The 24499-nt window shown below is 64.5% G+C and carries 27 protein-coding genes; 1 reads left to right on the top strand and 26 read right to left on the bottom strand.

All coding sequences use genetic code 11. The features are described 5' to 3' along the window. Positions 1-102 precede the first annotated feature (102 nt). A complete protein-coding gene (locus AC1RRP_RS07410; RefSeq protein ID WP_493034693.1) occupies positions 103-1248 on the top strand; it encodes a S1C family serine protease in 1146 nt (381 codons plus the stop codon). A gap of 2 nt (positions 1249-1250) precedes the next feature. Here AC1RRP_RS07410 and tatC read toward each other — a convergent pair whose 3' ends face one another. From tatC to AC1RRP_RS07280, 26 genes are all read right to left on the bottom strand, one after another. Then, complete coding sequence (gene tatC, locus AC1RRP_RS07405; RefSeq protein ID WP_493034691.1) at positions 1251-2036, bottom strand: twin-arginine translocase subunit TatC; 786 nt, start codon at positions 2034-2036, stop codon at positions 1251-1253. A gap of 67 nt (positions 2037-2103) precedes the next feature. After that, positions 2104-2571, bottom strand: coding sequence for a Sec-independent protein translocase protein TatB (gene tatB, locus AC1RRP_RS07400; protein ID WP_493034689.1), 468 nt, complete (start codon positions 2569-2571; stop codon positions 2104-2106). 22 nt (positions 2572-2593) lie between these two features. Continuing rightward, positions 2594-2845 carry a Sec-independent protein translocase subunit TatA gene (gene tatA, locus AC1RRP_RS07395; protein WP_057673770.1) on the bottom strand — a complete coding sequence of 84 codons (252 nt, stop codon included), beginning with the start codon at positions 2843-2845 and terminating at the stop codon, positions 2594-2596. A gap of 65 nt (positions 2846-2910) precedes the next feature. After that, positions 2911-3282: a histidine triad nucleotide-binding protein gene (locus AC1RRP_RS07390; RefSeq protein ID WP_493034686.1), complete on the bottom strand. Its 372-nt coding sequence runs from the start codon at positions 3280-3282 to the stop codon at positions 2911-2913. Positions 3283-3321: 39 nt separating this feature from the next. Next, entirely contained in the window at positions 3322-3702 is a 381-nt protein-coding gene (locus AC1RRP_RS07385; RefSeq protein WP_493034910.1) for a phosphoribosyl-ATP diphosphatase, read from the bottom strand. Positions 3703-3707: 5 nt separating this feature from the next. Further along, entirely contained in the window at positions 3708-4097 is a 390-nt protein-coding gene (hisI, locus tag AC1RRP_RS07380; protein ID WP_493034684.1) for a phosphoribosyl-AMP cyclohydrolase, read from the bottom strand. A 26-nt stretch (positions 4098-4123) separates the two neighbouring features. Then, on the bottom strand, positions 4124-4915 hold the full coding sequence (gene hisF / locus AC1RRP_RS07375; RefSeq protein WP_493034682.1) for an imidazole glycerol phosphate synthase subunit HisF: 792 nt from the start codon (positions 4913-4915) through the stop codon (positions 4124-4126). 31 nt (positions 4916-4946) lie between these two features. Continuing rightward, the gene (locus tag AC1RRP_RS07370; RefSeq protein WP_493034680.1) at positions 4947-5789 is read right to left on the bottom strand and encodes a D-hexose-6-phosphate mutarotase; all 843 of its coding nucleotides are present in this window, start codon (positions 5787-5789) and stop codon (positions 4947-4949) included. Further along, on the bottom strand, positions 5782-6522 hold the full coding sequence (gene hisA, locus AC1RRP_RS07365; RefSeq protein WP_493034678.1) for a 1-(5-phosphoribosyl)-5-[(5-phosphoribosylamino)methylideneamino]imidazole-4-carboxamide isomerase: 741 nt from the start codon (positions 6520-6522) through the stop codon (positions 5782-5784). Before hisA ends, AC1RRP_RS07370 begins: the two co-directional genes overlap by 8 nt. A 49-nt stretch (positions 6523-6571) precedes the next feature. Continuing rightward, positions 6572-7246 carry an imidazole glycerol phosphate synthase subunit HisH gene (gene hisH, locus AC1RRP_RS07360; RefSeq protein ID WP_493034676.1) on the bottom strand — a complete coding sequence of 225 codons (675 nt, stop codon included), beginning with the start codon at positions 7244-7246 and terminating at the stop codon, positions 6572-6574. A 4-nt stretch (positions 7247-7250) separates the two neighbouring features. Then, positions 7251-7847, bottom strand: coding sequence for an imidazoleglycerol-phosphate dehydratase HisB (gene hisB, locus AC1RRP_RS07355; protein WP_493034674.1), 597 nt, complete (start codon positions 7845-7847; stop codon positions 7251-7253). Continuing rightward, entirely contained in the window at positions 7844-8941 is a 1098-nt protein-coding gene (hisC, locus tag AC1RRP_RS07350) for a histidinol-phosphate transaminase (RefSeq protein WP_493034672.1), read from the bottom strand. Before hisC ends, hisB begins: the two co-directional genes overlap by 4 nt. Further along, positions 8938-10266 (bottom strand): histidinol dehydrogenase, encoded by a 1329-nt coding sequence (hisD, locus tag AC1RRP_RS07345; protein WP_493034670.1) that lies wholly within the window; start codon positions 10264-10266, stop codon positions 8938-8940. The genes hisC and hisD overlap by 4 nt, the downstream gene beginning before the upstream one ends. Further along, entirely contained in the window at positions 10263-10904 is a 642-nt protein-coding gene (gene hisG / locus AC1RRP_RS07340; RefSeq protein ID WP_493034668.1) for an ATP phosphoribosyltransferase, read from the bottom strand. The genes hisD and hisG overlap by 4 nt, the downstream gene beginning before the upstream one ends. 12 nt (positions 10905-10916) lie before the next feature. Beyond that, a complete protein-coding gene (murA, locus tag AC1RRP_RS07335; protein WP_493034666.1) occupies positions 10917-12182 on the bottom strand; it encodes a UDP-N-acetylglucosamine 1-carboxyvinyltransferase in 1266 nt (421 codons plus the stop codon). A gap of 6 nt (positions 12183-12188) precedes the next feature. Next, complete coding sequence (locus AC1RRP_RS07330; RefSeq protein ID WP_493034664.1) at positions 12189-12431, bottom strand: BolA family protein; 243 nt, start codon at positions 12429-12431, stop codon at positions 12189-12191. A 5-nt stretch (positions 12432-12436) separates the two neighbouring features. After that, on the bottom strand, positions 12437-13192 hold the full coding sequence (locus AC1RRP_RS07325) for an ABC transporter permease (protein ID WP_493034662.1): 756 nt from the start codon (positions 13190-13192) through the stop codon (positions 12437-12439). Beyond that, entirely contained in the window at positions 13189-14106 is a 918-nt protein-coding gene (locus AC1RRP_RS07320) for an ABC transporter ATP-binding protein (protein WP_493034660.1), read from the bottom strand. Before AC1RRP_RS07320 ends, AC1RRP_RS07325 begins: the two co-directional genes overlap by 4 nt. Before the next feature lie 40 nt (positions 14107-14146). Further along, entirely contained in the window at positions 14147-14419 is a 273-nt protein-coding gene (locus AC1RRP_RS07315) for an STAS domain-containing protein (RefSeq protein WP_493034658.1), read from the bottom strand. Between the two features lie 2 nt (positions 14420-14421). After that, positions 14422-15072 carry an MlaC/ttg2D family ABC transporter substrate-binding protein gene (locus AC1RRP_RS07310; protein WP_493034656.1) on the bottom strand — a complete coding sequence of 217 codons (651 nt, stop codon included), beginning with the start codon at positions 15070-15072 and terminating at the stop codon, positions 14422-14424. 91 nt (positions 15073-15163) lie between these two features. Continuing rightward, a complete protein-coding gene (locus AC1RRP_RS07305) occupies positions 15164-15943 on the bottom strand; it encodes an MlaA family lipoprotein (RefSeq protein ID WP_493034654.1) in 780 nt (259 codons plus the stop codon). Continuing rightward, entirely contained in the window at positions 15940-16422 is a 483-nt protein-coding gene (mlaD, locus tag AC1RRP_RS07300) for an outer membrane lipid asymmetry maintenance protein MlaD (RefSeq protein ID WP_493034653.1), read from the bottom strand. Before mlaD ends, AC1RRP_RS07305 begins: the two co-directional genes overlap by 4 nt. 10 nt (positions 16423-16432) lie before the next feature. Next, positions 16433-17215, bottom strand: a complete 783-nt coding sequence (mlaE, locus tag AC1RRP_RS07295) for a lipid asymmetry maintenance ABC transporter permease subunit MlaE (protein WP_493034652.1) — start codon at positions 17213-17215, stop codon at positions 16433-16435. Continuing rightward, positions 17212-18027 carry an ABC transporter ATP-binding protein gene (locus AC1RRP_RS07290; RefSeq protein WP_493034651.1) on the bottom strand — a complete coding sequence of 272 codons (816 nt, stop codon included), beginning with the start codon at positions 18025-18027 and terminating at the stop codon, positions 17212-17214. Before AC1RRP_RS07290 ends, mlaE begins: the two co-directional genes overlap by 4 nt. 185 nt (positions 18028-18212) lie before the next feature. Continuing rightward, positions 18213-19679: a glutamate synthase subunit beta gene (locus AC1RRP_RS07285; protein ID WP_493034650.1), complete on the bottom strand. Its 1467-nt coding sequence runs from the start codon at positions 19677-19679 to the stop codon at positions 18213-18215. Positions 19680-19702: 23 nt separating this feature from the next. Further along, entirely contained in the window at positions 19703-24424 is a 4722-nt protein-coding gene (locus AC1RRP_RS07280) for a glutamate synthase-related protein (RefSeq protein ID WP_493034649.1), read from the bottom strand. Between the last annotated feature and the right edge of the window lie 75 nt (positions 24425-24499).

Genomic DNA, 24499 nt, shown 5'->3' with positions numbered 1-24499 from the left:
GCAGCCGTTGCAAGGCTGGCCCAGGAACGGTTTGGGCGGGGCAAGCGGCTGAATATGGATGATCCGCGGCAACATGGCAGGAGGCACTCTACAATTTCCCACATGAAACGTTACTGGCTGCTGTTTTCACAGACTGTCACCGTCTTGCTGGCGGTCTATTTTGTCTTGGCCACGCTCAAGCCGGAGTGGATCATCAGCCCGCAGAACGGTTCACCAACGGTTGCACTCTTCCAGGCACCTTCCGACCGCAATGCCGCCCCACCCCCCGGCAGCTTCCGCCTGGCCGCCCAGAAGGCCTCGGCCGCCGTGGTCAGCATCAACACCAGCAAGGCCGCCCGGCGCAATCCGAACAGCAACGACCCCTGGTTCCGCTTCTTTTTCGGCGACCAGGACAACGAGCCCCAGGTTGGCCTGGGCAGCGGCGTCATCGTCAGCCCGAGTGGCTACATCCTGACCAACAACCACGTGATCGACGGGGCCGACGAGATCGAGGTCATCCTCAACGACAGCCGACGCAGCCGAGCCCGCGTGATCGGCAGCGATCCGGACAGCGACCTGGCCGTCCTGAAGATCGAACTCGAGAAGCTGCCCGTCATCGTGCTGGGCAACTCGGATGCCCTGCAGGTCGGCGACCCCGTGCTGGCCATCGGCAACCCCTTCGGCGTGGGCCAGACTGTCACCAGCGGCATCGTCAGCGCCCTGGGGCGCAACCAGCTGGGCATCAACACCTTCGAGAACTTCATCCAGACCGATGCCGCCATCAACCCCGGCAACTCGGGCGGCGCGCTGGTGGATGCCAGCGGCAACCTGCTGGGCATCAACACGGCCATCTACTCACGCTCGGGCGGCAATATGGGCATCGGCTTCGCCATCCCCGTGGCCACGGCCCAGCAGGTGCTGGAAAGCATCGTCAAGGACGGCCAGGTCACACGCGGCTGGATCGGCGTCGAGCCCAGCGACCTGTCGCCGGAACTGGCGGAAACCTTTGGTGTGAAGACGGATGAGGGCGTGATCATCACCGGCGTTCTGCAAAACGGGCCGGCGGCCCTGGCCGGCATCCGTCCGGGGGATGTCATCACGGGCGTGGCCGGCAAGCCGGTGCAGAACGTCTCTGAACTCTTGTCCCGGGTGGCCGCACTCAAGCCGGGCAGTCCGGCCAGCTTCAGTGTGCGCCGTCAGGACCGGACACTGGACATCAGCATCACGCCCGGCGTACGGCCCAAACCACGCCGCGTTCCGCAGCAATAGGATCAGGAATCGGCCGGCTCGGCGTCGGGCGCACGGGTGTGCTTGATGAAGATCTGCGCTGCCCAGATGCCGACCTCGTAGAGCAGACACATCGGGATGGCCAGCGCCAGCTGCGACACCACATCGGGTGGCGTCACGATGGCCGCAATGATGAAGGCCAGCACGACAAAATAGCCGCGGAAGTCTTTGAGCTTCTGGATGCTGACCAGGCCCATGCGTGCCAGAACGATCACCACGATCGGCACCTCGAAGGCCAGGCCGAAAGCGATGAACATGGTCAGTACAAAGCTCAGGTAGGCCTCGATATCCGGCGCGGCCGTGATGCTCTTGGGCGCAAAGCTCTGGATGAAGGCGAAGACCTGCCCGAACACGAAGAAGTAGCAGAAAGCCACGCCGATGAAGAACAGCACCGTGCTGGAAATCACCAGCGGCAGCACCAGCTTCTTCTCATGGGTATACAGGCCGGGCGCGACGAAGGCCCAGACCTGGTAGAGCACCACCGGCAGGGCCAGCAGGAAGGCCGCCATCAGCAGTATCTTGAGCGGCACCATGAAGGGCGAGATGACCGAGGTGGCGATCAGCGTCGTGCCCTTGGGCAGGTGCGCCACCAGCGGTTGGGCCAGGATGTCGTAGAGCGCTGCCGGCCCCGGGTAGAGGGCCAGGATGGCCGCGGCAATGGCCATGGCAATCACCGTCTTGATGAGCCGGTCGCGCAGCTCGATCAGGTGCTGCACGAAGGGCTGCTCGGTACCGGCCAGCTCGTCGTCTTTGCTTAATGGGTCTGCCATGCGTTGTTACCGGTTGCGGGGCCGTGCTGCCCGCACCCTGCCTGTGTGCTGGGCGAGCCGGCGAAGCTCAGTTCAGTTTCTGGGGCCGGTAGCGGGCCACCCGGGCCGCACCGGACAGCGCCCGGGTGCGCACACCCTGGCGCGCCTTGTACCAGTTGGGGGTGGTGCCACGCTTGAGACGCCAGTTCTTGCCCGGGTGCTTGTACTCCGGGACGGACGTCAGGCTCGAGGACAGGTCGGTCGCCGTGTCCAGCCCCGAGGTTGCCGTGGCCCAGTCCTTCTCGAAATCCGAGGTGGTGGTCTGGATCGATTTCTCGACCTCCTGGGCCGCCCCCTCAACCGTGCTTTTCATCTTCTTGAGCTCTTCGAGCTCCATCGAACGGTTGACCTCGGCCTTGACGTCGGACACATAACGCTGGGCCTTGCCCAGGAGCGTGCCGATGGTGCGCGCCACGCGCGGCAGCTTCTCCGGCCCGATGACGATCAACGCCACCGCGCCGATGAGCGCCATCTTGGAAAGGCCGAGATCGATCATGCCTGAGGTCTACGCGGGGCGATCAGGACTTGGTCTTGGCCTCGACGTCGATGGTGTTCTTGTCAGCCGCAGGAGCTGCCGTGCTGGCCACCTGCTGGGGAGCGGGCGCAGCGGCGGGCTTCTCTTCGGTCGAGGAACCATCCTTCATGCCGTCCTTGAAACCCTTGACGGCGCCACCCAGGTCACTGCCCAGGTTCTTCAGCTTCTTGGTGCCGAACACCATGACCACGATCAGCAGCACGATCAGCCAGTGCCAGATGGAAAAGGAACCCATATTTCTCTCCTAAGGAATTCGTGATTTTAAGCGCCATGCCGTGCAATCGGCGCGAACTGGGGAAATCAACCTTTCAACCAGGGGCGCGGACCACCGATCACATGGATATGCAGGTGGTGCACCTCCTGTCCGCCGTCGCCTCCGGTGTTGCAGACCATGCGAAAACCGCCCTCCGGATAGGGCCGGCAGCCCTGTTCCCGGGCCAACCGGGGCGCCAGGGCCATCATGCGCCCGAGCAGGTCCACATGGTCGGGCCCGACCTGGGCCATCGAAGGGATGTGCCGCTTGGGGATCAGCAGGAAATGCACCGGCGCCCAGGGGTTGATGTCGTGAAAGGCAAAGATGTCCTCGTCCTCGTAGACCTTCTTTGCGGGAATCTTGCCGGACACCAGCTTGCAGAAGATGCAGTCCGGATCACTGCGCTTGACCTCACTCATGCGTGAAACTCCGTGAATGATGCAGGGGGTGGCGAGGGCTCACTGTGCCCCGCTCTCGCGGGCCAGCGCCTTGCGCAAGGCCTTTTCCTCGATGCCGCTGGTACCTTCGCGGCGCTCCAGCTCGGCGATCACGTCGGCCGGCTGGAGGCCGTAGTGGGCCAGGGCGATCATGGTGTGGAACCAGAGGTCGGCCACCTCGCCCACGATCTTGCTGCGCTCGCCGCCGTGGTCGGCATCCTTGGCCGCCATCACGACCTCGGTCGCCTCCTCGCCGACTTTCTTCAGGAAGGCGTCCGGGCCCTTGTGCAGCAGTCGGGCCACATAGCTCTTTTCGGGATCGCCACCGCGCGCCGGCAGGCGGCTCTCGATCACGGCCGCCAGGCGGGCCAGGGCATCGACAGAATTCGTGGGCTCGGCCATGGTCTTCACTTGTAAATGGTTTCGGGGTCCTTGAGGACCGGGTCGACGGCACGCCACGCGCCGTCCTTGTAGACACTGAAGAAGCAGCTGTGCCGGCCGGTGTGGCAGGCAATGCCGGGCTCGTGGCCCAGCTGGGTCACCTTGAGCAGGACGACATCGTTGTCGCAGTCCAGTCGGATCTCGTGCACGGTCTGCACGTGGCCCGACTCCTCGCCCTTGAACCAGAGCTTGCCGCGCGAGCGGCTGAAGTAGACCGCGCGCCCGAGTTCGGCCGTTTTCTGCAACGCCTCGCGGTTCATCCAGGCGAACATCAGCACGTCATTGCTGCCCTGCTCCTGGGCAATCACGGGCACCAGGCCTTGCGCGTCCCATTTCACTTCGTCGAGCCAGTTCATGCGCTTATTGTCGTCCGGTTTGGTGTTCAGGCTGCCGCTTCAATACGCACCGGAATACCGGCGCTGGCCATGCGGTCCTTGGCCTGGGCAATGGTGTATTCACCGTAATGGAAGATGCTGGCGGCCAGCACGGCATCGGCGCCGCCGATCTTGACGCCCTCCACCAGATGGTCCAGGTTGCCCACGCCCCCCGAGGCAATGACCGGCACGCTGACGGCATCGCTGACCGCGCGCGTGAGCGCCAGGTCGAAGCCGGACTTGGTACCGTCGCGGTCCATGCTGGTCAGCAGGATCTCGCCGGCGCCGTGTTCGGCCATCTGGCGCGCCCAGGCCACAGCATCCAGCCCGGTGTTCTTGCGCCCGCCATGGCTGTAGACGTCCCAGCCCTCGCCGCGTGCCAGCAGGTCCTCGCCATACCGGCGCTTGGCGTCGATGGCCACCACGATGCACTGGGCACCGTACTTGTGCGAAGCATCTCGGATGACTTGCGGGTTGGCGATGGCGGCGGAATTGAAGCTGGTCTTGTCGGCTCCGGCATTGAGCAGGCGCCGCACGTCCTCGACGGTGCGCACGCCACCACCCACGGTCAAGGGGATGAACACCTGGGAGGCTACGGCCTCGATGATGTGCAGGATCAGGTCGCGCCCGTCGCTGGTCGCGGTGATGTCGAGAAAGGTGAGTTCGTCGGCGCCCTGCTCGTTGTAACGCGCAGCGATTTCCACCGGGTCGCCGGCATCGCGCAGTTCGACGAAATTGACGCCCTTGACGACGCGTCCGCCTGTCACATCCAGGCAGGGAATGATACGTTTGGCCAGCATGCCCGGATTGTAGGGCGGGGCGCGCCCGCGCTCAGGTGAGGCTCAGCCGCTGCCAGCCCTGCCAGGAGCCACCCGCGGGCACGGCGATGGCCTGGATGACCTGGGCCGCCTCCACGCAGAGCATGTGGGCGTAACCATCGGCCGGCAGGTCGGGCAATGTGGCCGCCAGCTCTGCGCCCGGGTTCCAGACCACGGTCTGGGCCCAGCCTGGACTTTGTTCTATCCGCACGCGCTGGGGCCCGTCGTGCAGGACCAGTGCCCGGGACGCGGCGTCATAAACACGGTCGAATCCCCCCTGGAAACGCAAGGGGCCGGTCGCCCGGCCATGGCGGTCGGTCAGCGCATCCCATTCGGGCTGATCCTCCAGGCCCGTGAGCTGCGCCGCCGCGATGTCATCCACTGCCAGATAGGTGTGCAGTGCCCCGGTGAAGTTCAGGGGCACGACATCGCGGTTGTGCACCTCCAGGGTGAGCTGCAGACACCCCGGGCGCAGCTCCAGCGCCAGGGTGAGCTCGAAAGCCTGGGGCCAGAACTGCCGCGTCGCCGCACTGGCGGACAGACGCAGGCGCATTTGCGCTGCCTCCGGCGTGACCACGGGCGAGCCGTCGGCGCGCCAGGGCAAGTTGCGCGCGAAGCCATGCTTGGGCAGCGGCCCACGCTGGTTGAACTGGGGAAAACAGACGGGAACACCGCCGCGTATCGCGGACTGGCCATCAAAAGCGCTGCGGGGGCTGAGATAGAGACGCTCCCGGCCTGCCGCCACCCAGGACACGACATGGGCACCGTGCAGGAGGACCCGCAGGCAATCGCCGTTGGGCAGGCTCAGGGAGCGTACAGGAAGGCCGTGAAACAGCTCGGGGCCGGGTTCAGCCATTCAGCTCGTCGGCACGGATCTGGGCAGCCTCGAAGTCGAGGTCGCCGGTGTAGATGGCGCGACCACAGATCACGCCCTCCACGCCCTCGCTCTCCACCGCGCACAAGGCCTCGATGTCCGCCATATTGCTCAGGCCGCCAGAGGCAATCACCGGGATGGTCAGGGCCTGGGCCAGCTTGACCGTGGCGTCGATATTGATGCCCGAGAGCATGCCGTCGCGGCCGATGTCGGTGTAGATGATGGACTCGACACCGTAGTCCTCGAACTTCTTGCCCAGGTCGACCACCTCATGACGGGTGAGCTTGCTCCAGCCGTCGGTCGCCACCTTGCCGTCCTTGGCGTCCAGGCCGACGATGATGTGGCCGCCGAAGGCCGTGCAGGCGTCCTGCAGGAAGCCGGGGTTCTTGACGGCGGCGGTGCCGATGATGACGTAGCGCAGCCCGGCGTCCAGGTAGCGTTCGATGGTGTCCAGGTCCCGGATGCCGCCGCCGAGCTGCACGTCGATCTCGCTGCCGACCTCCTTGAGGATGCTGCGGATGGCCAGCTCGTTCTTCGGCTGGCCTGCAAAGGCACCGTTCAGGTCCACCAGGTGCAGGCGGCGCGCACCCTTGCTCACCCATTTGCGCGCCATCACCGCCGGGTCTTCGCCGAAGGTGGTGGACTGGTCCATATCGCCCTGCTTGAGGCGCACGCAGTGGCCGTCTTTCAGATCAATCGCAGGAATTAAAAGCATGGTGCAAGAACGAGGGCAGAAGCGCGATCAGGCGAAATCGTGCGGAGACTCAGGGATTCCAGTGGAGGAAGTTGCGATAAAGGGCCAAGCCGTGGGCTGCACTTTTCTCAGGGTGGAATTGTGTCGCAAAAATATTATCGCGTGCAATGGCCGCCGTGAAGCGGCCGCCGTAATCGGCTTCGCCCGCGCTGTGGCGCGCATCCGACGGTCGGGCATAAAAACTGTGCACGAAATAGAAGTAGCTGCCGTCCGGCACGCCAGACCACACCGGATGACGCCCCTGGCCAGGGTCCATCTGCCGAACCTGGTTCCAGCCCATCTGCGGCACCTTGTAGCGGCTGCCGTCGGGCTGCAGGCGACCATCCAGGTCGAATTTGACGACTTCACCGTGGATCAGCCCCAGGCCCGGCGTATTCCCCTCGGCGCTGTGGTCCAGCATCATCTGCATGCCGACGCAGACACCGAACAGGGGCTTGGCGGCAGCGGCCTCCAGCACGGCATCCCGCAAGCCGGAGTCCTGCAATTCGCGCATGCAGTCGGGCATGGCGCCCTGCCCCGGTAGCACCACGCGGGCGGCCGCCCGCACCTCATCGGGGCGCGAGGTGATGAGCACATGCCAGCCGCTGCCCAGGGCCGCGGCCTGCACGGCCTGCGACACCGAGCGCAGGTTACCCATGCCGTAGTCCACCACGGCAACGGTCTTGGCCGGCAGTCCGGAAGTCATACGACTAGAGCGATCCCTTGGTCGAGGGAATGGTACCTACCGAGCGCGGGTCGATTTCCAGCGCAGCGCGCAGGGCGCGGGCAAAGGCCTTGAACACCGTCTCGGCCTGGTGGTGCGCATTTTCACCACGCAGGTTGTCGATGTGCAGCGTGACGAAAGCGTGGTTCACGAAACCCTGGAAGAACTCATAGGCCAGCTGGCTGTCGAAGCTGCCGATCATGCCGCTCTTGAAAGGCACGTGCATCTCCAGGCCGGGGCGGCCGGAGAAATCGATCACCACACGCGACAGCGCCTCGTCCAGCGGCACATAGGCATGGCCGTAACGGCGGATGCCTTTTTTGTCGCCCACGGCCTTGGCCACGGCCTGGCCCAGGGTGATGCCCACGTCTTCCACCGTATGGTGGCCGTCGATGTGCAGGTCGCCCTTGGCCTGGATGTCCAGGTCGATCAGGCCGTGGCGCGCGATCTGGTCCAGCATGTGGTCGAAGAAGCCGATGCCGGTCGACAGGTTCGACTGACCCGTTCCGTCCAGGTTGAGCTTGACGGTGATCTGGGTCTCCGCGGTGTTGCGGGACACTTCGGCGATACGTGGTGTGCTCATAAGGATTCTTTCAGCGCGGCCAGCATCAGCTGGTTTTCCTGCGGCGTGCCCACCGTCAGGCGCAGGCAGTTGGCCAGCAGGGGGTGCAACTTCGACACATTCTTCACGAGGACCTTGCGCGCCTTCATGCCTTCGAAGGTCTTGGCCGCATCGGGCACACGCAGCAGGATCATGTTGGCGTCGCTGTTCCAGGCCCGCACCCCGGGCAGGGCCTTCAACGCTTCCAAAATCATAGCACGCTGAGCCTTGATCTCCTGTGCCTGGGCCGCGAACACCTCGGCGTGCTCAAGCGCAAACAGGGCACATTCGTAGTTCAGCACACTGACGTTGTAGGGCGGGCGCACCTTGTCGACCTCGGCAATCAGGGCCGCCGGGCCCATCATGTAACCCAGCCGCACGCCGGCCAGGCCGAATTTGGAGAGCGTGCGCATCAGCAGCACGTGGCTGTTGGCTGCCGGCTTGGCGCGGATGCGTTCGATCCAGCTGCGCGAGGCAAAGGGCTGGTAGGCCTCATCCATCACCACCAAGCCGCCCTGCTCACCCACGGCGGCAATGATCTTTTCGATCGCCGTGTCGCTCCACAGATTGGCCGTGGGGTTGTTCGGATAGGCGATGTAGGTGATCGTGGGCTTGTGTTTGGCGATGGCGCCCAGCATGGCCGTCACATCGAGCTCGAACTCAGCCGTCAGCGGCACACCATGGAAGGTCAGGCCCTGCAGCTGCGCGCTCATGGCGTACATCACGAAGCCGGGCACCGGCGCCAGGATGGAGGCACCCGGCACGTCGCAAGCCATGGCCAGCAGGGAGATCAGTTCGTCCGAGCCGTTGCCCAGCATGAGTTCGTAGCCCTCGGGCATGCCGGCGTAACGGGCCAGCGCGGCCCGCAGGTCGTTGACGCGGCCGTCCGGGTAGCGGTTCAGCGCCAGCTGACCCAGACGCTGGCCCAACTCGGCCTGCAAGGCCGGCGGCAGGCCGTAGGGGTTCTCCATGGCGTCGAGCTTGACCAGGCCAGCCGACTCCTGGACGGCATAAGCATGCATACCCTGGATGTCCTGGCGGATCAGGCGCTGCAGCTTGGGATCGAGGGCTGTCATTTCTTGCTGTCTTTCAGGCGCATCTCAGCCGCGCGCGCATGGGCCTGCAGGCCTTCGCCATGCGCGAGCACGGAGGCGATCTGCCCCAGGGTCTGGGCACCGGCTTCGCTGACCTCGATCAGGCTCGAACGCTTCTGGAAGTCGTAAACCCCCAGCGGCGAGGAAAAACGGGCGGTACCGCTGGTGGGCAACACGTGGTTGGGGCCGGCGCAGTAGTCACCCAGTGATTCGCTGGTGTAAGCCCCCAGGAAGATGGCACCGGCGTGCCTCAGCAGCGGCTCCCAGCGATGCGGCTCGCTGCTGGAGACTTCCAGGTGCTCAGGCGCGATGCGGTTGCTGATGGCGCAGGCCTCTTCCATGCTGCGCGTATGAATCAAGGCGCCACGGCCGTTGAGGGACTTGGCGATGATCTCGGCGCGCGGCATCTGGGGCAGCAGGCGGTCGATCTCGCGCTGCACGGCCTCGATATACGCCGCATCCGGGCAGAGCAGGATGCTCTGCGCCAGCTCATCGTGCTCGGCCTGGCTGAACAGGTCCATGGCCACCCAGTCGGCCGGTGTGCTGCCATCGGCCAGCACCAGGATCTCGCTGGGGCCGGCGATCATGTCGATGCCGACCTGGCCGAAAACACGGCGCTTGGCACTGGCCACATAGGCATTGCCCGGGCCGGTGATCTTGTCCACGCCGGGCACGGTGGCCGTGCCGTAGGCCAGTGCCGCCACGGCCTGGGCGCCGCCGATGGTGAAGGCGCGGGTGACCCCGGCCACGTAGGCCGCGGCCAGCACCAGCGGGTTTTTCTCGCCACGCGGTGTGGGCACGACCATGATGATTTCGCCCACTCCGGCCACATGGGCGGGAATGGCGTTCATCAGCACGGAGGAAGGATACGCGGCCTTGCCACCAGGCACGTAGATGCCCACGCGGTCCAGGGGCGTGACCTTCTGGCCCAGCAGGGTGCCGTCGGTGTCGCGGTAGCTCCAGCTCTCGCCGCTGGCGCGCTTCTGCGCTTCGTGGTAACTGCGCACGCGTTGGGCGGCTGACTGCAGCGCATCGCGCTGGGCAGTCGGCAGAGCGTCAAAGGCCGACTTGAGTTCAGCCTGGCTAAGTTCCAGTTCCTTGAGCGAGCCGGCCTGCAGGCCGTCGAAACGCGCCGTGTACTCGAGCACCGCGGCGTCACCGCGTTGACGCACGTCGGCCAGGATCTCGGCCACGCGCAACTCGATGGCCGCGTCGGTCTCGCCCGACCAGTGCTGGCGCTCCTTGAAGCGCTGCTCAAAGTCAGCTTGCACTGTGGACAGGCGCAGGGGCCGGGCGACCAGGCTCATGGCTGCCCCAGTGCCTGGCCGAAGGCGTCAATGATCTTGCGCATGGGCTCGCGCTTGAGTTTGAGCGCTGCTTGGTTGACCACCAGGCGCGAGGAGATATCCATGATGCGTTCGACCTCGACCAGGTGATTGGCCTTGAGCGTGTTGCCCGTGGACACCAGGTCCACGATGGCGTCGGCCAGGCCGGTCAGCGGGGCCAGTTCCATGCTGCCGTAGAGCTTGATCAGGTCCACATGCACGCCCTTGGCGGCAAAGAATTCGCGTGCGATGGCCACATACTTGGTCGCCACGCGAAGGCGCGCGCCCTGGCGTACGGCGGCGGCGTAGTCGTAGCCTTCGCGCACGGCCACGCTCACGCGGCACTTCGCGATCTGCAGGTCCAGCGGCTGATAAAGCCCGTCGCTGCCATGCTCGATCAGCGTGTCCAGGCCGGTGATGCCCAGATCAGCGCCGCCATACTGCACATAGGTCGGTACGTCGGTGGCGCGCACCAAGACCACCCGCACCTCGGGCTGGTTGGTGGCCAGGATGAGCTTGCGGGTTTTTTCGGGATCGTCCAGCACCTCGATGCCGGCCGCCTTGAGCAGGGGCAGGGTCTCGTCGAAGATGCGACCTTTGGAGAGGGCGAGCGTGATCATGGGTTCATTTTCTCACTTGAGACGCTCGATGTCCGCGCCGATGGCCGCCAGCTTGGCTTCCATGCGGTCATAGCCCCGATCCAGATGGTAGATGCGGTCGACCACAGTCTCGCCTTCCGCCACCAGGCCGGCAATCACCAGGCTGGCCGAGGCCCGCAGATCGGTGGCCATGATGGTGGCGCCCGAGAGCTGTTCCACGCCTTCGATCACAGCCACTTTGCCGTCGATCTGGATCTTCGCCCCCAGGCGCACCAGCTCGTTGACGTGCATGAACCGGTTTTCGAAGATAGTCTCGGTCACCTTGGCCGTGCCCTGGGCAACGCAGTTGAGTGCCATGAACTGGGCCTGCATGTCGGTGGGGAACCCCGGGTACTCGGTGGTGCGGAAACTCTGCGCCTGCAGGCGGCCCTGCGACTGCACGCGGATGCCATCCGGCAGGGCGGTCACCGTGGCACCGGCAGCCACCAGTTTCTCGATCACAGCGTCCAGATGGTCGGCGCGGCCATGCTTGAGCACCACGTCACCGCCGGTGGCGGCCACGGCGCAGAGGAAGGTGCCAGCCTCGATGCGGTCAGCCACCACCCGGTGCTCACCACCGTGCAGGGCTTTCACCCCCTCGATGCGAATACGGCTGCTGCCGTGCCCCTCGATCTTCGCGCCCATCTTGATGAGCATTTCGGCCAGATCCGGAATCTCAGGCTCCTGCGCGGCGTTTTCCAGGAGGGTCTCGCCTTCGGCCAGGGTGGCGGCCATCAGCAGGTTCTCGGTGCCCGTGACAGTGACCATGTCGGTCGTGATGCGCGCACCCTTGAGCCGCGTCGCACCTTTGGGCAGCTTGGCCAGGATGTAGCCGTGTTCGACCGTGATCTCGGCCCCCATGGCCGTCAGGCCCTTGATATGCTGGTCCACCGGGCGCGAACCAATGGCGCAGCCGCCAGGCAGCGAGACCGTGGCTTCGCCAAAGCGGGCCAGCAGCGGGCCCAGGGCCAGCACCGAGGCACGCATGGTCTTGACCAGCTCGTAGGGCGCTTCCGGACTGCTCAGGGTCGACGCATCAATGCGCACGGTGCCGTCGTCGCCCTGCTGGACCTGCACGCCCATGTTGCGGATCAGCTTGAGCATGGTGGCCACGTCCTGCAGGCGCGGCACATTGAGCAGCGTCACCGGCTGCGCCGTCAGGAGGGCAGCGCAGAGTTCGGGCAGGGCCGCGTTCTTGGCGCCGGAAATCGACACTTCACCGCGCAGCTCGCGCCCGCCACGTATCAGCAATTTATCCATGGGTGTTCACTTCGCTTGCGCAGCCCATTCGGCCGGCGTATAGGTTTTCATGGACAGGGCGTGCACCTCGTCGGTGTGCATCTTCCGGCCCAGCGTGGCATAGACGCGCTGGTGACGCTGGATGGGGCGCTTGCCCTCGAACTCGGGCGAGACGATGGTGGCGTACCAATGGCGCCCATCACCCGTGAGCTCGATATGCTCACACTTCAGTCCGGCGGCGATAAGGGTCTGGAGTTCGTCTGCAGTCATATTCTTTATCCGCGTATCTTGTAGCCGGTGCGCAGCAGATGCACGGCCAGGCTTCCAACCGCCAGCAGCGCGATACCTACGATGGCCAGGCTCAACCAGGGCGAGACATCGCTCACGCCAAAGAATCCGTGGCGGAAACCGTCGATCATGTAGAAGAAGGGGTTGAGGTGGCTCACGCCCTGCCAGAAGGCCGGCAGGGAATGGATGGAATAGAACACGCCGCTGAGGAAGGTCATGGGCATGATGACGAAGTTCTGGAAGGCCGCCAGCTGGTCGAACTTCTCGGCCCACAGGCCGGCGATCAGGCCCAGCGAGCCCAGCAAGGCCGCCCCCAGCACCGCAAAGACAAGGATCCACAACGGCGCCTGGATCGTGAGGTCGGTGAACCAGAAGGTCACCAGGAACACGCCCGTGCCTACCACCAGGCCACGCAGCACCGAAGAGCCGACGTAGGCCAGGTACCAGGCCCAGTGCGAGAGGGGCGTGAGCAGCAGGAAGACCAGGTTGCCCATGATCTTGCTCTGGATCAGCGAGGACGAACTGTTGGCAAAGGCGTTCTGCAGCACGCTCATCATCACCAGTCCGGGAATCAGGAAGGCGGTGTAGCCGATGCGGTCATAGACCTTGACGTGGTCTTCCAGCACATGCCCGAAGATCAGCAGGTAGAGCACGGCCGTCAGCACCGGTGCGGCGATGGTCTGGAAGCTGACCTTCCAGAAACGCAGCACTTCCTTGTACAGCAGGGTCTGCCAGCCGCTCATTTTTGATCTCCCATCACCTGGAGGAAGACGTCCTCCAGATCGGCCTTGGTGATCTCGACGTCGTCCACGATCACCCCGGCCTCGCGCACGGCGGCCAGGTAGGTCTCGACCTCGCGCGCGTCATGCGCGGGAAACTGCACGATGCGTCCAGTCACTCGCGCCTGTACAGCCAGGTCGGCCGGCAACTGGCCCTCGATTTTCATGCGCAGCACATGGCTGGACGCGGTCTTGAGCAATTCGCTGGTGCGTTCCAGCGCCACCACGCGGCCCGACTTGAGCATGGCAATGCGGCCACACAGGGCCTCGGCCTCTTCGAGGTAATGGGTGGTCAGCAGCACCGTGTGCCCTTCGCGGTTGAGCCGGGCCACAAACTGCCACAGCGTCTGGCGCAACTCCACGTCCACGCCGGCGGTGGGCTCGTCCAGCACGATGACCGGCGGCTTGTGGACCAGGGCCTGGGCCACCAGCACGCGCCGCTTCATGCCACCGGAGAGCTGCCGCATATTGGCGTTGGCCTTGTCGGCCAGGCCCAGGCTTTCCAGCAGCTCGTCGATCCAGGCGTCGTTGTTCTTCACGCCGAAATAGCCGGACTGGATGCGCAGCGTCTCGCGCACATTGAAGAAGGGGTCGAACACCAATTCCTGGGGCACCACGCCGAGCAGCTTGCGCGCCTGGGCATAGTTGGCCTGCACGTCGTGGCCCAGCACGGAGACTTTGCCTCGGCTGGCACGCACCAGGCCGGCCAGGATGCTGATCAGGGTGGTCTTGCCCGCGCCATTGGGACCGAGCAGGCCGAAGAACTCGCCCTCCTCGATGTCCAGGCTGACATCATCCAGAGCGGCGAAGGTGGCGCCCTTGGGACCGCGGGCGAGCGGGTAGAACCGGGAGACGGACTGAAAGGAGATAGCGGGCATGGGAACCCGCTATTTTAGGCGCTCGCAAGAGCCCCCACGCTCAGGCGGTCGGCAGCAGCAGCTCAGACACCCCATAGAGGCGGGCCAGATCGACCAGGCGGGAGGAAAGGTTGTGGATTTCGAAGCCCTTGCCGCGCTTCAGGCTGGCACGGCGGAACTCCAGCAGCACGGACAGGGCAGAAGAATCGAAGCGTTGAAGCGAAGCCGCGTCCACCACCACCGCGGCCCCCGTTTGCGAGGGCATGCCCTGCACCAGCATGCGCAGGCAGGCCGTGGCCTGCTTGTGGGTCAGTTCAGAAGGCAGGACCAGCATGATCAGGCCTTCTTGGCATTGGCCTTGTTGCGCTCGACCAGCGAGGCAATCAGGCCGTCGATGCCATTGGCATGGACCTCCTGGGCGAACTGGCTGCGATAGGTTTCCACCAGCCAGACGCCCATGACGTTGAGGTTGTAGATCTTCCAGCCCTTGCCCTCGCCCGGGGTTTTCTCCAGGCGATAGTCCAGTTGCACGGGCTCAGGATTGCCCTTGCCCTTGACTTCCGTACGGACCACGACTTCCTTGTCCTCAGGCGCCGCACGCATGGGCTTGAGCGATACCGTCATGTCGTTGACCTGGGAGAGCGCTCCGGCGTAGGTGCGCACCAGCAGGATCTTGTACTCCTCCTGCAGGCGCTTCTTCTGCTCCGGTGTGGCCTGGCGCCAGCCGGGGCCGACCGAGGCCGCCGTCATGCGCTGGAAATTGACGTTGGGCATGATCTTGGTATCGACCAGGACGATCAGGCGATTGATGTCGCCAGCCTTGATGGCTGCATCAGCCTTGATGCTGTCGAGCACCTCGTTCGACAGCTTCAGGATCACGGCATCAGCGCCTTCGTCGGCCGCCCAGGCAGGCGTCCAGGCCGGTGCCAGAAGGGCGCCCATAGCGGCACAGGCAGCCAGCAGGTGATGGAAAACGCGTCGTTGCATGGTGTAACACTCCAGAACTCAGGCAATGCGCCGGCCGGATGCCGACTTCACTGTAACGTCCGCCGGCGCATACCGGCCGACAGGGCAGACTTCACTTGGCAGTTTCATTCCCGTCCGTCTCGACATCTTCGATCATCGGCTCTTCGGGCGGGTTCCCGTCATAGACGAGATTGCGCCGATGCTGCAGGTAGGCATCGCGCAGGAAAGTATATTTGTCCAGGGCAGCGCCTTCAAGCAGGTCTTCCTGCTTGAGCAGGCGACCCCGCTTGTGAATCACGCGCACACCGATCAGCGTGTTGCGCGTGGGCACGTCCTCGATATGGGTCACGAGGTCCCCCCGCCAATCCGCGGGCAGGGCAGCGGTATCGCGCACCGTCGAAGGCCCCAGCAAGGGCAGCATGACATACGGCCCCGCCCCTACCCCCCAATAACCAAGGGTCTGGCCAAAATCCTCGTTGTGGCGTGGGATCTGCATCTCGCTGGCCACGTCCAGCACGCCGGCCAGCCCGAAGAAGGAATTCACCCAGAAGCGGGTGAAACTCTCGCCGGCAGCCTGCCCCTTGAGTTGCAACACGCTGTTGACCGTGGTCCAGGCGTCTTCGAGATTGGCGAAGAAGTTGCCGATGCCCCGGCGCACCAGCTCAGGCGTGGACTCCTGATAAACCGTGGCCACCGGCTTGAGCACGGCGCGGTCGAGCGCATCGTTGAACTTGTAGACCCCCCGGTTCCAGGGCTCCATAGGGTCAGCGGGATTGGCCTGTGGACCGGTCGCGCAGCCGGTCATGAGCAGGCCCAAAGCCAGCGCCAACAGGCGCAACAGCCAGGACTGCAGCGCTGGCCGGCCCGGGTGGGAACAACCCGCCAACGTCATTTCTTGGCCGCGTTCGGCCCAGCGCCTTCAGCCGACTTGTTGTAGATGAACTGGCCGATCAGGTTTTCCAGCACGATGGCCGACTGGGTGGAAGAAATGACGTCGCCTGCGCCCAGGTTCTTCTCCTCGGCGCCAGCTTCGATGCCAACGTACTGGTCACCCAGCAGACCGCTGGTGAGAATCTTGAGCGAACTGTCCTTGGGGAATTTGTAGCGGCTCTCCATGGCCAGTATCACGCGGGCCTGGAAGGTCTTGTCATCGAAGGTGATGCCCTCGACACGGCCGACCACCACGCCACCACTTTTGACGGCTGCCTTGGGCTTGAGCCCCCCGATGTTGTCGAAGCGGGCCTCGACGCGGTAGGTGGACTGGAAGCTCAGATTCAGCAGATTGGCGGCCTGCAGCGCCAGGAACAGGATGGCCCCCGCGCCAATCAGGACAAACAGACCGACCCACACATCATTTTTTGAGCGTTGCACCACACTCTCCTCAAATCGTAAACATCATTGCCGTCAAGATGAAATCCAGACCCAAAACCGCCAGCGAGGCCATCACCACGGTTCGCGTGGTGGCACTCGACACCCCTTCAGGCGTCGCCTGCGCCTCATACCCTTGCAACAGAGCCACGAAGCTCACCGTGAAGCCGAACACGATGCTTTTCACGACCCCATTGCCCACGTCATTCCAGACATCGACGCCGCCCTGCATCTGGCTCCAGAACGCCCCCGGATCAACCCCGATCATGACCACACCGACCAGCCAGCCCCCCATCACGCCCACCGCGCTGAACACCGCAGCCAGTAGCGGCATGGCGATCACACCACCCCAGAAGCGCGGCGCCAGGATGCGGCGGACCGGGTCGACCGCCATCATCTCCATGGCGCTGAGTTGCTCGCCCGCCTTCATCAGGCCGATCTCGGCGGTCAGCGAGGTACCGGCACGGCCGGCAAACAGCAAGGCCGCCACCACCGGGCCGAGTTCGCGCACGAGGCTCAACGCCACCATCTGGCCCAGCGCCTCGGTCGAGCCGTAGTCCACCAGGATGTAGTAGCCCTGCAGGCCGAGCACGAAACCCACGAACAGGCCGGAGACCACGATGATCGCCAGTGAGTGGTTGCCCAGGAAATGCACCTGGTCGCGCACCAGCCCCAGGCGCTTGAAGGTGGGGCCGGCCAGCTGCACCAGCCGGAAGAACAGCCGCGTCGCGTAGCCCATGTCGTCGAGCTTGCGCCGCACGGCAAAGCCGACATCGGAAGGTCGCCACCAGCTCATGCCTGGACCTCCCCGAAATCCTGCTCGACACTGGGGCCTGGGTAATGGAAATGCACCGGCCCTTCGGCCTGGGCCTGCACGAACTGCTGCACCAGGGGATCCGTCGAGCGCTTCACTTCATCCGGCGTGCCTTGGGCTGCAATGCCGCCGTTGGCGAGGATCACCACCTGGTCGGCAATCTGGAAGGTTTCCTCCAGGTCGTGCGACACGACGATGCTGGTCAGCCCCATGGCGTCATTCAAACGACGGATCAGCTGGGCGGCCGTACCCAGGGAAATCGGGTCCAGCCCGGCAAACGGCTCGTCATACATCACCAGCTCGGGGTCGAGCACGATGGCACGCGCCAGCGCCACACGCCGCGCCATGCCGCCCGAGACCTCGCTGGGCATCAGATCGCGCGCGCCGCGCAAGCCGACCGCGTTAAGCTTCATCAGCACGAGGTGGCGAACCAGTTCTTCGGTGAGATCGGTATGCTCGCGCAGGGGAAACGCCACGTTCTCGAACACGCTGAGATCGGCAAACAGGGCGCCGAACTGGAACAGCATGCCCATGCGGCGTCGCGCCAGATAGAGCTGCTGCTGGTCCATGCGGGTCACATCCTCGCCATCGAACAGCACTTCGCCCTGCTGGGCCAGGTTCTGCCCGCCGATCAGGCGCAGCACGGTGGTCTTGCCGCCGCCGGACGCCCCCATCAGCGCAGTGACCTTGCCACGCGGAATGCTCAGGCTGACGTTGTCAAGAATGACGCGGTCACTGTAGCCAAAGGTGACGTTGCGCAGCTCGACCAAGGGAGTGTCTGATGATGCAGCCATAAAAAAGCAAAAGCCGGCGTGTTCCGGCTTTTGCATCATACGGCAAAGCGCCTGGTCAGCGCGGCAGCATATGGGCACCCATGAAGAACTCATCGACGGCCCGCGCCGCCCGGCAGCCCTCGCGCATGGCGGGCCATCTGCCCGCCATTCCTTGTACGCCCCCAGGGCGATTTGTGAGGGACGCCTTAGCGAGGCAGGGTGCTGGAACCCATGAGGAACTCGTCGACGGCCCGCGCCGCCTGGCGGCCCTCGCGAATCGCCCAGACCACCAGACTCTGGCCACGGCGGATATCACCGGCGGCGAACACCTTGGGGGCGCTGGTGACATAACCACCCTGGAAGTCTGTGCCGGCCTTGGCGTTGCCACGACCGTCCTTGGCCACGCCGAAAGCGTCCAGGATGGTTGCCACCGGGCTGACAAAGCCCATGGCCAACAGCACCAGATCCGCCTTGTATTCCTTCTCGGTCCCCGGAATCTCGACGAACTTGCCGTCCTTGAACTCGACGTGTACGGTCTTGAGGCCCGTGACCTTGCCGTTCTTGCCGATGAATTCCTTGGTCGAGACGGCGAACTCGCGCGCGCAACCCTCTTCGTGGCTGGAGCTGGTGCGCAGCTTGAGCGGCCAGTAGGGCCAGACCAGCGGCTTGTTCTCCTGCTCGGGCGGCTGGGGCATCACTTCGAACTGGGTCACGCTGGCCGCGCCATGGCGGTTGCTGGTGCCCACGCAATCCGAGCCGGTGTCGCCACCACCGATCACGATGACGTGCTTGCCGGTCGCCATGATCTGGTCCTTGATCTTGCCACCCGCATTGACACGGTTCTGCATGGGCAGGAATTCCATGGCGAAATGGACGCCATCGAGGTCACGTCCCGGCACCGGCAGGTCGCGCGACTGCTCGGCCCCACCGGCCAGCACGACCGCGTCAAACTCCTTCTGCAGTTGCGCGGGGCTGATCGTTTCCTTGGCCCAGTTGGTGACCTTGGAGTCCTTGGGCAATTCGCCGACCATGACGTTGGTCTTGAACACCACGCCCTCGGCTTCCATCTGCTTGACCCGGCGATCGATGTGCGACTTGTCGAACTTGAAGTCAGGAATCCCGAAGCGCAGCAGGCCGCCGATGGTGTCGTTCTTCTCGAACACCGTCACGGCGTGGCCGACACGTGCCAGCTGCTGGGCGGCCGCCATGCCGGCCGGGCCCGAGCCGACGACGGCGATCTTCTTGCCGGTCTTGACAGCGGCCGGCTGCGGCTTGACCCAACCCTGCTCCCAGGCCTTGTCGATGATGGCGTGTTCAATGGACTTGATACCCACCGCGTCGTCGTTGATGTTCAGCGTGCAGGCCGCCTCGCAAGGCGCGGGACAGACGCGACCCGTGAAATCCGGGAAGTTGTTGGTCGAGTGCAGCACCTCGATCGCATTCTTCCAGTCGCCCTGGTAGACCAGGTCGTTGAAGTCCGGAATGATGTTGTTGACCGGGCACCCGCTGTTGCAGAAAGGTGTGCCGCAATCCATGCAGCGTGCGCCCTGCACCTTGGCCTGCTCATCGCTCAGGCCGATCACGAATTCCTTGTAGGTCTTGACGCGCTTCGCCACGGGCTCGTAGCCCTCCTCGATGCGCTCGTACTCCATGAAGCCGGTGACTTTACCCATGATGTATTCCTTCGTCCTTCTTCTTACTTCGCCGCAGCGGCTTCTTTCTTGGCCGCGGCCTTGGCGGGCGCGGGCGCAGCCTTCTTGGCGTTGATCTCGCCCAGGGCGCGCTTGTACTCGTTCGGGAACACCTTGACGAACTTGGCGCGGGCCTCGGTCCAATGGTCCAGCAACTCGCGTGCGCGCTTGCTGCCGGTCCAGCGGTGGTGGTCTTCCAGCAGTTTCTTGAGCTGGGCCTCGTCGGTCTGGTCACGGTGCCAGATCGCGCGCGGGATGTTCTTTTCCTGCTCAGACGCCGGCAGCACCTTGTCCAGCGAGACCATGGCGGTGTTGCAACGCGCTGCAAACTGACCGTCCTCGTCGTAGACGTAGGCCAGGCCGCCGCTCATGCCGGCCGCGAAGTTACGACCGGTCTTGCCCAGCACTGCCACGGTGCCCCCCGTCATGTACTCGCAGCCGTGGTCACCGGTGCCCTCAACGACGGCATTGGCACCCGAGAGGCGCACGGCAAAACGCTCGCCGGCCACGCCGCTGAAGAAGGCCTCGCCGCTGGTGGCGCCGTACATCACGGTGTTGCCGACAATGATGTTGCGCGTGGATTCGCCACGGAAATCGATGCTCGGTCGCACCACGATGCGGCCGCCCGACAGGCCTTTGCCCGTGTAGTCGTTGGCGTCACCGATCAGGTACAGCGTGATGCCGCGCGCCAGGAACGCGCCGAAGGACTGTCCCCCCGTGCCTTCGAGCTGGATGCGCAAGGTGTCATCGGCCAGGCCTTCCGGGTGCACCTTGGTCAGCGCGCCCGAGAGCATGGCACCCACGGAACGGTTGACGTTGCGCACCACTTCCATGAACTGGACCTTCTCGCCCTTGTCGATGGCGGCCCTGGACTTCTCGATCAACACACGGTCCAGGCTCTTCTCCAGGCCATGTTCCTGCTCGGCCACGTGGAAGCGAGGCACGCCGGTGGGCACGACGGGCATCGCGAACAGGCGGCTGAAGTCCAGGCCACGGGCCTTCCAGTGCTCCAGGCCCTTGCGGACATCGAGCAGGTCGGCGCGGCCGATCATCTCGTCGAACTTGCGGATACCCAGCTGCGCCATGATCTGGCGCACTTCTTCGGCGATGAAGAAGAAGAAGTTCACCACGTGCTCGGGCTTGCCCGAGAACTTCTTGCGCAGCACCGGGTCCTGCGTGGCCACCCCCACCGGGCAGGTGTTCAGATGGCACTTGCGCATCATGATGCAGCCCTCGACCACCAGCGGTGCGGTGGCGAAGCCAAACTCGTCAGCACCCAGCAAGGCGCCGATGGCGACGTCACGGCCGGTTTTCATCTGGCCGTCGGCCTGCACGCGGATGCGGCCGCGCAGGCGGTTGAGCACCAGGGTCTGCTGCGTTTCGGCGAGGCCGATTTCCCAAGGGCTGCCGGCGTGCTTGATGGACGACCAGGGCGAGGCGCCCGTGCCGCCGTCATGGCCGGCGATCACGACGTGGTCGCTCTTGCACTTGGCGACACCGGCGGCAATGGTGCCGACGCCGATCTCGGACACCAGCTTGACGCTGACGCTGGCGTGCGGCGCCACGTTCTTGAGGTCGTGGATCAGCTGGGCCAGATCCTCGATCGAGTAGATGTCATGGTGCGGCGGCGGCGAGATCAGACCCACCCCCGGCACCGAGTAGCGCAGCTTGCCGATGTAATCGGACACCTTGCCGCCCGGCAGCTGGCCGCCTTCGCCCGGCTTGGCGCCCTGGGCCATCTTGATCTGGATCTGATCCGAACTGGACAGGTATTCGGCCGTGACACCGAAGCGACCCGAGGCCACCTGCTTGATCTTGGAGCGCAGCGAGTCACCGGCTTCCAGCGGCAGGTCGACTTCAACCTGTTCGGCGCCGATCACGCTCTTGAGCGTCTCGCCCTTCTTGATCGGGATGCCCTTGAGCTCGTTGCGGTAGCGCGCCGGGTCCTCGCCGCCCTCGCCGGTATTGCTCTTGCCGCCGATGCGGTTCATGGCCACGGCTAGCGTGGCATGCGCCTCGGTGGAGATGGAGCCCAGGGACATGGCGCCGGTAGCGAAGCGCTTGACGATCTCGCTGGCCGGCTCCACTTCCTCGACGGGAATGGCCTTGGCCGGATCGAGCTTGAACTCGAACAGGCCGCGCAGCGTCATGTGGCGCTTGCTCTGGTCGTTGATGATCTGCGCGTATTCCTTGTAGGTGCCGAAGCTGTTGGCACGCGTGCTGTGCTGCAGCTTGGCAATCGCATCAGGCGTCCACATATGCTCTTCGCCGCGGGTGCGCCAGGCGTATTCGCCGCCGGCATCCAGCATGGTGGCCAGCACCGGATCGTTGCCGTAGGCAGCCTTGTGCATGCGGATGGCCTCCTCGGCCATCTCGAACACGCCGATACCGCCCACGCGGCTGGGCGTGCCGGTGAAGTACTTCTCGATGGTGGCGTCGTTGATACCGATGGCTTCAAACAGCTGGGCGCCGCAGTAGCTCATGTAGGTCGACACGCCCATCTTGGACATGATCTTGGACAGGCCCTTGCCGATCGCCTTGATGTAGTTGTAGATGGCCTTGTCGGCGCTCAGGTCGCCCGGCAGGTCCTGGTGCATGGCAGCCAGGGTTTCCATCGCGAGGTAGGGGTGCACCGCTTCGGCACCATAACCGGCCAGCACGCCGAAGTGATGCACTTCGCGCGCGGTGCCGGTTTCGACCACCAGGCCGGCCGAGGTGCGCAGACCTTCACGCACGAGATGCTGGTGGATGGCCGACAGGGCCAGCAGCGCAGGGATGGCCACCTGCGCTGCGCTGACGGCGCGATCGCTGATGATCAGGATGTTCTTGCCGCCCTTGATGGCGTCCACGGCTTCGGCGCACAGCGACGCCAGCTTGGCTTCCACGCCCTCGTGGCCCCAGACCAGCGGATAGGTGATGTCCAGCGTGGCGCTGCGGAACTTGCCCTGCGTGGTGGCCTCGATATTGCGCAGCTTGGCCATGTCCGAGAAGTCCAGGATGGGCTGGCTCACCTCGAGGCGCATGGGCGGGTTGACCTGGTTGATGTCCAGCAGGTTCGGCTTGGGGCCGATGAAGGACACCAGGGACATGACGATGGCTTCGCGGATCGGGTCGATCGGCGGGTTGGTCACCTGGGCGAACAGCTGCTTGAAGTAGTTGTACAGCGGCTTGTTCTTGTCGGACAGCACGGCCAGCGGGCTGTCGTTGCCCATGGAGCCGATGCCCTCTTCCCCGTTGACGGCCATGGGCGCCATCAGGAACTTGATGTCTTCCTGCGTCATGCCGAAAGCCTGCTGGCGGTCCAGCAGCCGGGCGGCATCGGCGGCGGGCGCCTCGGCGGCGCCGGTCTCGACGTCGTCAAGCTTGATGCGCAGGTTCTCGATCCACTGCTTGTAGGGCTTGCTGTTGGCGAGGCTGGCCTTGAGTTCCTCGTCATCGATCATGCGACCCTGCTCCAGGTCGATCAGGAACATCTTGCCGGGCTGCAGGCGCCACTTGCGCACGATCTTGCTCTCCGGCACCGGCAGCACGCCCGACTCGGAGCCCATGATGACCAGGTCGTCATCGGTGATGCAGTAACGGGAGGGACGCAGGCCGTTGCGGTCCAGCGTGGCGCCAATCTGGCGGCCGTCGGTGAACACGATGGAGGCCGGGCCGTCCCAGGGCTCGAGCATGGCGGCGTGGTATTCGTAGAAGGCCTTGCGGCGCTCGTCCATGGTGGTGTGCTGCTCCCACGGCTCGGGGATCATCATCATCACGGCCTGGCTGATCGGGTAGCCAGCCATGGTGAGCAGCTCCAGGCAGTTGTCGAAGGTGGCGGTATCGGACTGGCCGGCAAAGCTGATCGGATAAAGCTTCTGCAGGTCTTCACCCAGCACCGGCGAGGACATCACACCTTCGCGTGCCTTCATCCAGTTGTAGTTGCCCTTGACGGTATTGATCTCGCCGTTGTGCGCCACATAACGATAGGGGTGGGCCAACGGCCACTCCGGGAAGGTATTGGTCGAGAAACGCTGGTGCACCAGACCCAAGGCCGAGACGCAGCGCTTGTCCTGCAGGTCCAGGAAGTAGGTGCCCACCTGGTCGGCCAACAGCAGGCCCTTGTAGACCACGGTACGGCTGGACATGCTGGGAACGTAGTATTCCTTGCTGTGCTTGAGCTGCAGGGCCTGGATGGCGGCACTCGCGGTCTTGCGGATCACGTAAAGCTTGCGCTCCAGTGCGTCCTGCACGATGACGTTGCTGCCGCGACCGATGAAGACCTGGCGCAGCACCGGCTCCTTCTCGCGCACGGTGGGCGACATCGGCATGTCGCGGTTGACCGGCACATCACGCCAGCCCAGCAGAACCTGGCCTTCGGCCTTGATGGCACGCTCCATCTCCTGCTCGCAGGCCAGGCGGGAAGCATGTTCCTTGGGCAGGAAGATCATGCCCACGCCATACTCGCCGGGCGGCGGCAGGGTGACGCCTTGCTTGGCCATCTCCTCGCGGTACAGGGTATCCGGCAGCTGGATCAGGATGCCGGCGCCGTCGCCCATGAGCTTGTCAGCGCCCACTGCGCCCCGATGATCGAGGTTTTCAAGGATCTTGAGCGCGCCCTGCACGATGTCATGGGTCTTGTGGCCCTTGATGTGCGCGACGAAACCCACGCCGCAGGCGTCGTGCTCGTTGGCGCTCGAATACAAACCGTTTTCTTGGAGATGCTTAATCTCGGCAGCCGTGGTCATGGCGCGCTCCTAAATATTTCGCAGGGGTCGTTAGCATAGTGCACCGCAACAATATTTCCAAGGGAAATAATCAGG

Source organism: Hylemonella sp. GW821-FHT12C09, assembly GCF_058807395.1.
Note: the sequence above shows the minus strand (reverse complement) of the source record. Positions and strands in the feature narration are given on the sequence as shown.

What these genes read in the sequence shown, in the direction of transcription:
- AC1RRP_RS07280 (WP_493034649.1), bottom strand. Translation starts at nt 24,424, where the DNA reads ATGACCACGGCTGCCGAGATTAAGCATCTCCAAGAAAACGGTTTGTAT.
- hisC (WP_493034672.1), bottom strand. Translation starts at nt 8,941, where the DNA reads ATGACAGCCCTCGATCCCAAGCTGCAGCGCCTGATCCGCCAGGACATC.
- hisF (WP_493034682.1), bottom strand. Translation starts at nt 4,915, where the DNA reads ATGCTGGCCAAACGTATCATTCCCTGCCTGGATGTGACAGGCGGACGC.
- AC1RRP_RS07315 (WP_493034658.1), bottom strand. Translation starts at nt 14,419, where the DNA reads ATGCTGGTCCTGCCTTCTGAACTGACCCACAAGCAGGCCACGGCCTGC.
- AC1RRP_RS07290 (WP_493034651.1), bottom strand. Translation starts at nt 18,027, where the DNA reads ATGGCTGCATCATCAGACACTCCCTTGGTCGAGCTGCGCAACGTCACC.
- hisH (WP_493034676.1), bottom strand. Translation starts at nt 7,246, where the DNA reads ATGACTTCCGGACTGCCGGCCAAGACCGTTGCCGTGGTGGACTACGGC.
- mlaE (WP_493034652.1), bottom strand. Translation starts at nt 17,215, where the DNA reads ATGAGCTGGTGGCGACCTTCCGATGTCGGCTTTGCCGTGCGGCGCAAG.
- AC1RRP_RS07325 (WP_493034662.1), bottom strand. Translation starts at nt 13,192, where the DNA reads ATGAGCGGCTGGCAGACCCTGCTGTACAAGGAAGTGCTGCGTTTCTGG.
- AC1RRP_RS07390 (WP_493034686.1), bottom strand. Translation starts at nt 3,282, where the DNA reads ATGAGTGAGGTCAAGCGCAGTGATCCGGACTGCATCTTCTGCAAGCTG.
- AC1RRP_RS07370 (WP_493034680.1), bottom strand. Translation starts at nt 5,789, where the DNA reads ATGGCTGAACCCGGCCCCGAGCTGTTTCACGGCCTTCCTGTACGCTCC.
- AC1RRP_RS07410 (WP_493034693.1), top strand. Translation starts at nt 103, where the DNA reads ATGAAACGTTACTGGCTGCTGTTTTCACAGACTGTCACCGTCTTGCTG.
- tatC (WP_493034691.1), bottom strand. Translation starts at nt 2,036, where the DNA reads ATGGCAGACCCATTAAGCAAAGACGACGAGCTGGCCGGTACCGAGCAG.
- hisG (WP_493034668.1), bottom strand. Translation starts at nt 10,904, where the DNA reads ATGATCACGCTCGCCCTCTCCAAAGGTCGCATCTTCGACGAGACCCTG.
- tatA (WP_057673770.1), bottom strand. Translation starts at nt 2,845, where the DNA reads ATGGGTTCCTTTTCCATCTGGCACTGGCTGATCGTGCTGCTGATCGTG.
- tatB (WP_493034689.1), bottom strand. Translation starts at nt 2,571, where the DNA reads ATGATCGATCTCGGCCTTTCCAAGATGGCGCTCATCGGCGCGGTGGCG.
- hisB (WP_493034674.1), bottom strand. Translation starts at nt 7,847, where the DNA reads ATGAGCACACCACGTATCGCCGAAGTGTCCCGCAACACCGCGGAGACC.
- hisD (WP_493034670.1), bottom strand. Translation starts at nt 10,266, where the DNA reads ATGAGCCTGGTCGCCCGGCCCCTGCGCCTGTCCACAGTGCAAGCTGAC.
- AC1RRP_RS07385 (WP_493034910.1), bottom strand. Translation starts at nt 3,702, where the DNA reads ATGGCCGAGCCCACGAATTCTGTCGATGCCCTGGCCCGCCTGGCGGCC.
- hisA (WP_493034678.1), bottom strand. Translation starts at nt 6,522, where the DNA reads ATGCTTTTAATTCCTGCGATTGATCTGAAAGACGGCCACTGCGTGCGC.
- AC1RRP_RS07305 (WP_493034654.1), bottom strand. Translation starts at nt 15,943, where the DNA reads ATGACGTTGGCGGGTTGTTCCCACCCGGGCCGGCCAGCGCTGCAGTCC.
- AC1RRP_RS07320 (WP_493034660.1), bottom strand. Translation starts at nt 14,106, where the DNA reads ATGCCCGCTATCTCCTTTCAGTCCGTCTCCCGGTTCTACCCGCTCGCC.
- AC1RRP_RS07330 (WP_493034664.1), bottom strand. Translation starts at nt 12,431, where the DNA reads ATGACTGCAGACGAACTCCAGACCCTTATCGCCGCCGGACTGAAGTGT.
- hisI (WP_493034684.1), bottom strand. Translation starts at nt 4,097, where the DNA reads ATGAACTGGCTCGACGAAGTGAAATGGGACGCGCAAGGCCTGGTGCCC.
- AC1RRP_RS07285 (WP_493034650.1), bottom strand. Translation starts at nt 19,679, where the DNA reads ATGGGTAAAGTCACCGGCTTCATGGAGTACGAGCGCATCGAGGAGGGC.
- AC1RRP_RS07310 (WP_493034656.1), bottom strand. Translation starts at nt 15,072, where the DNA reads ATGCAACGACGCGTTTTCCATCACCTGCTGGCTGCCTGTGCCGCTATG.
- murA (WP_493034666.1), bottom strand. Translation starts at nt 12,182, where the DNA reads ATGGATAAATTGCTGATACGTGGCGGGCGCGAGCTGCGCGGTGAAGTG.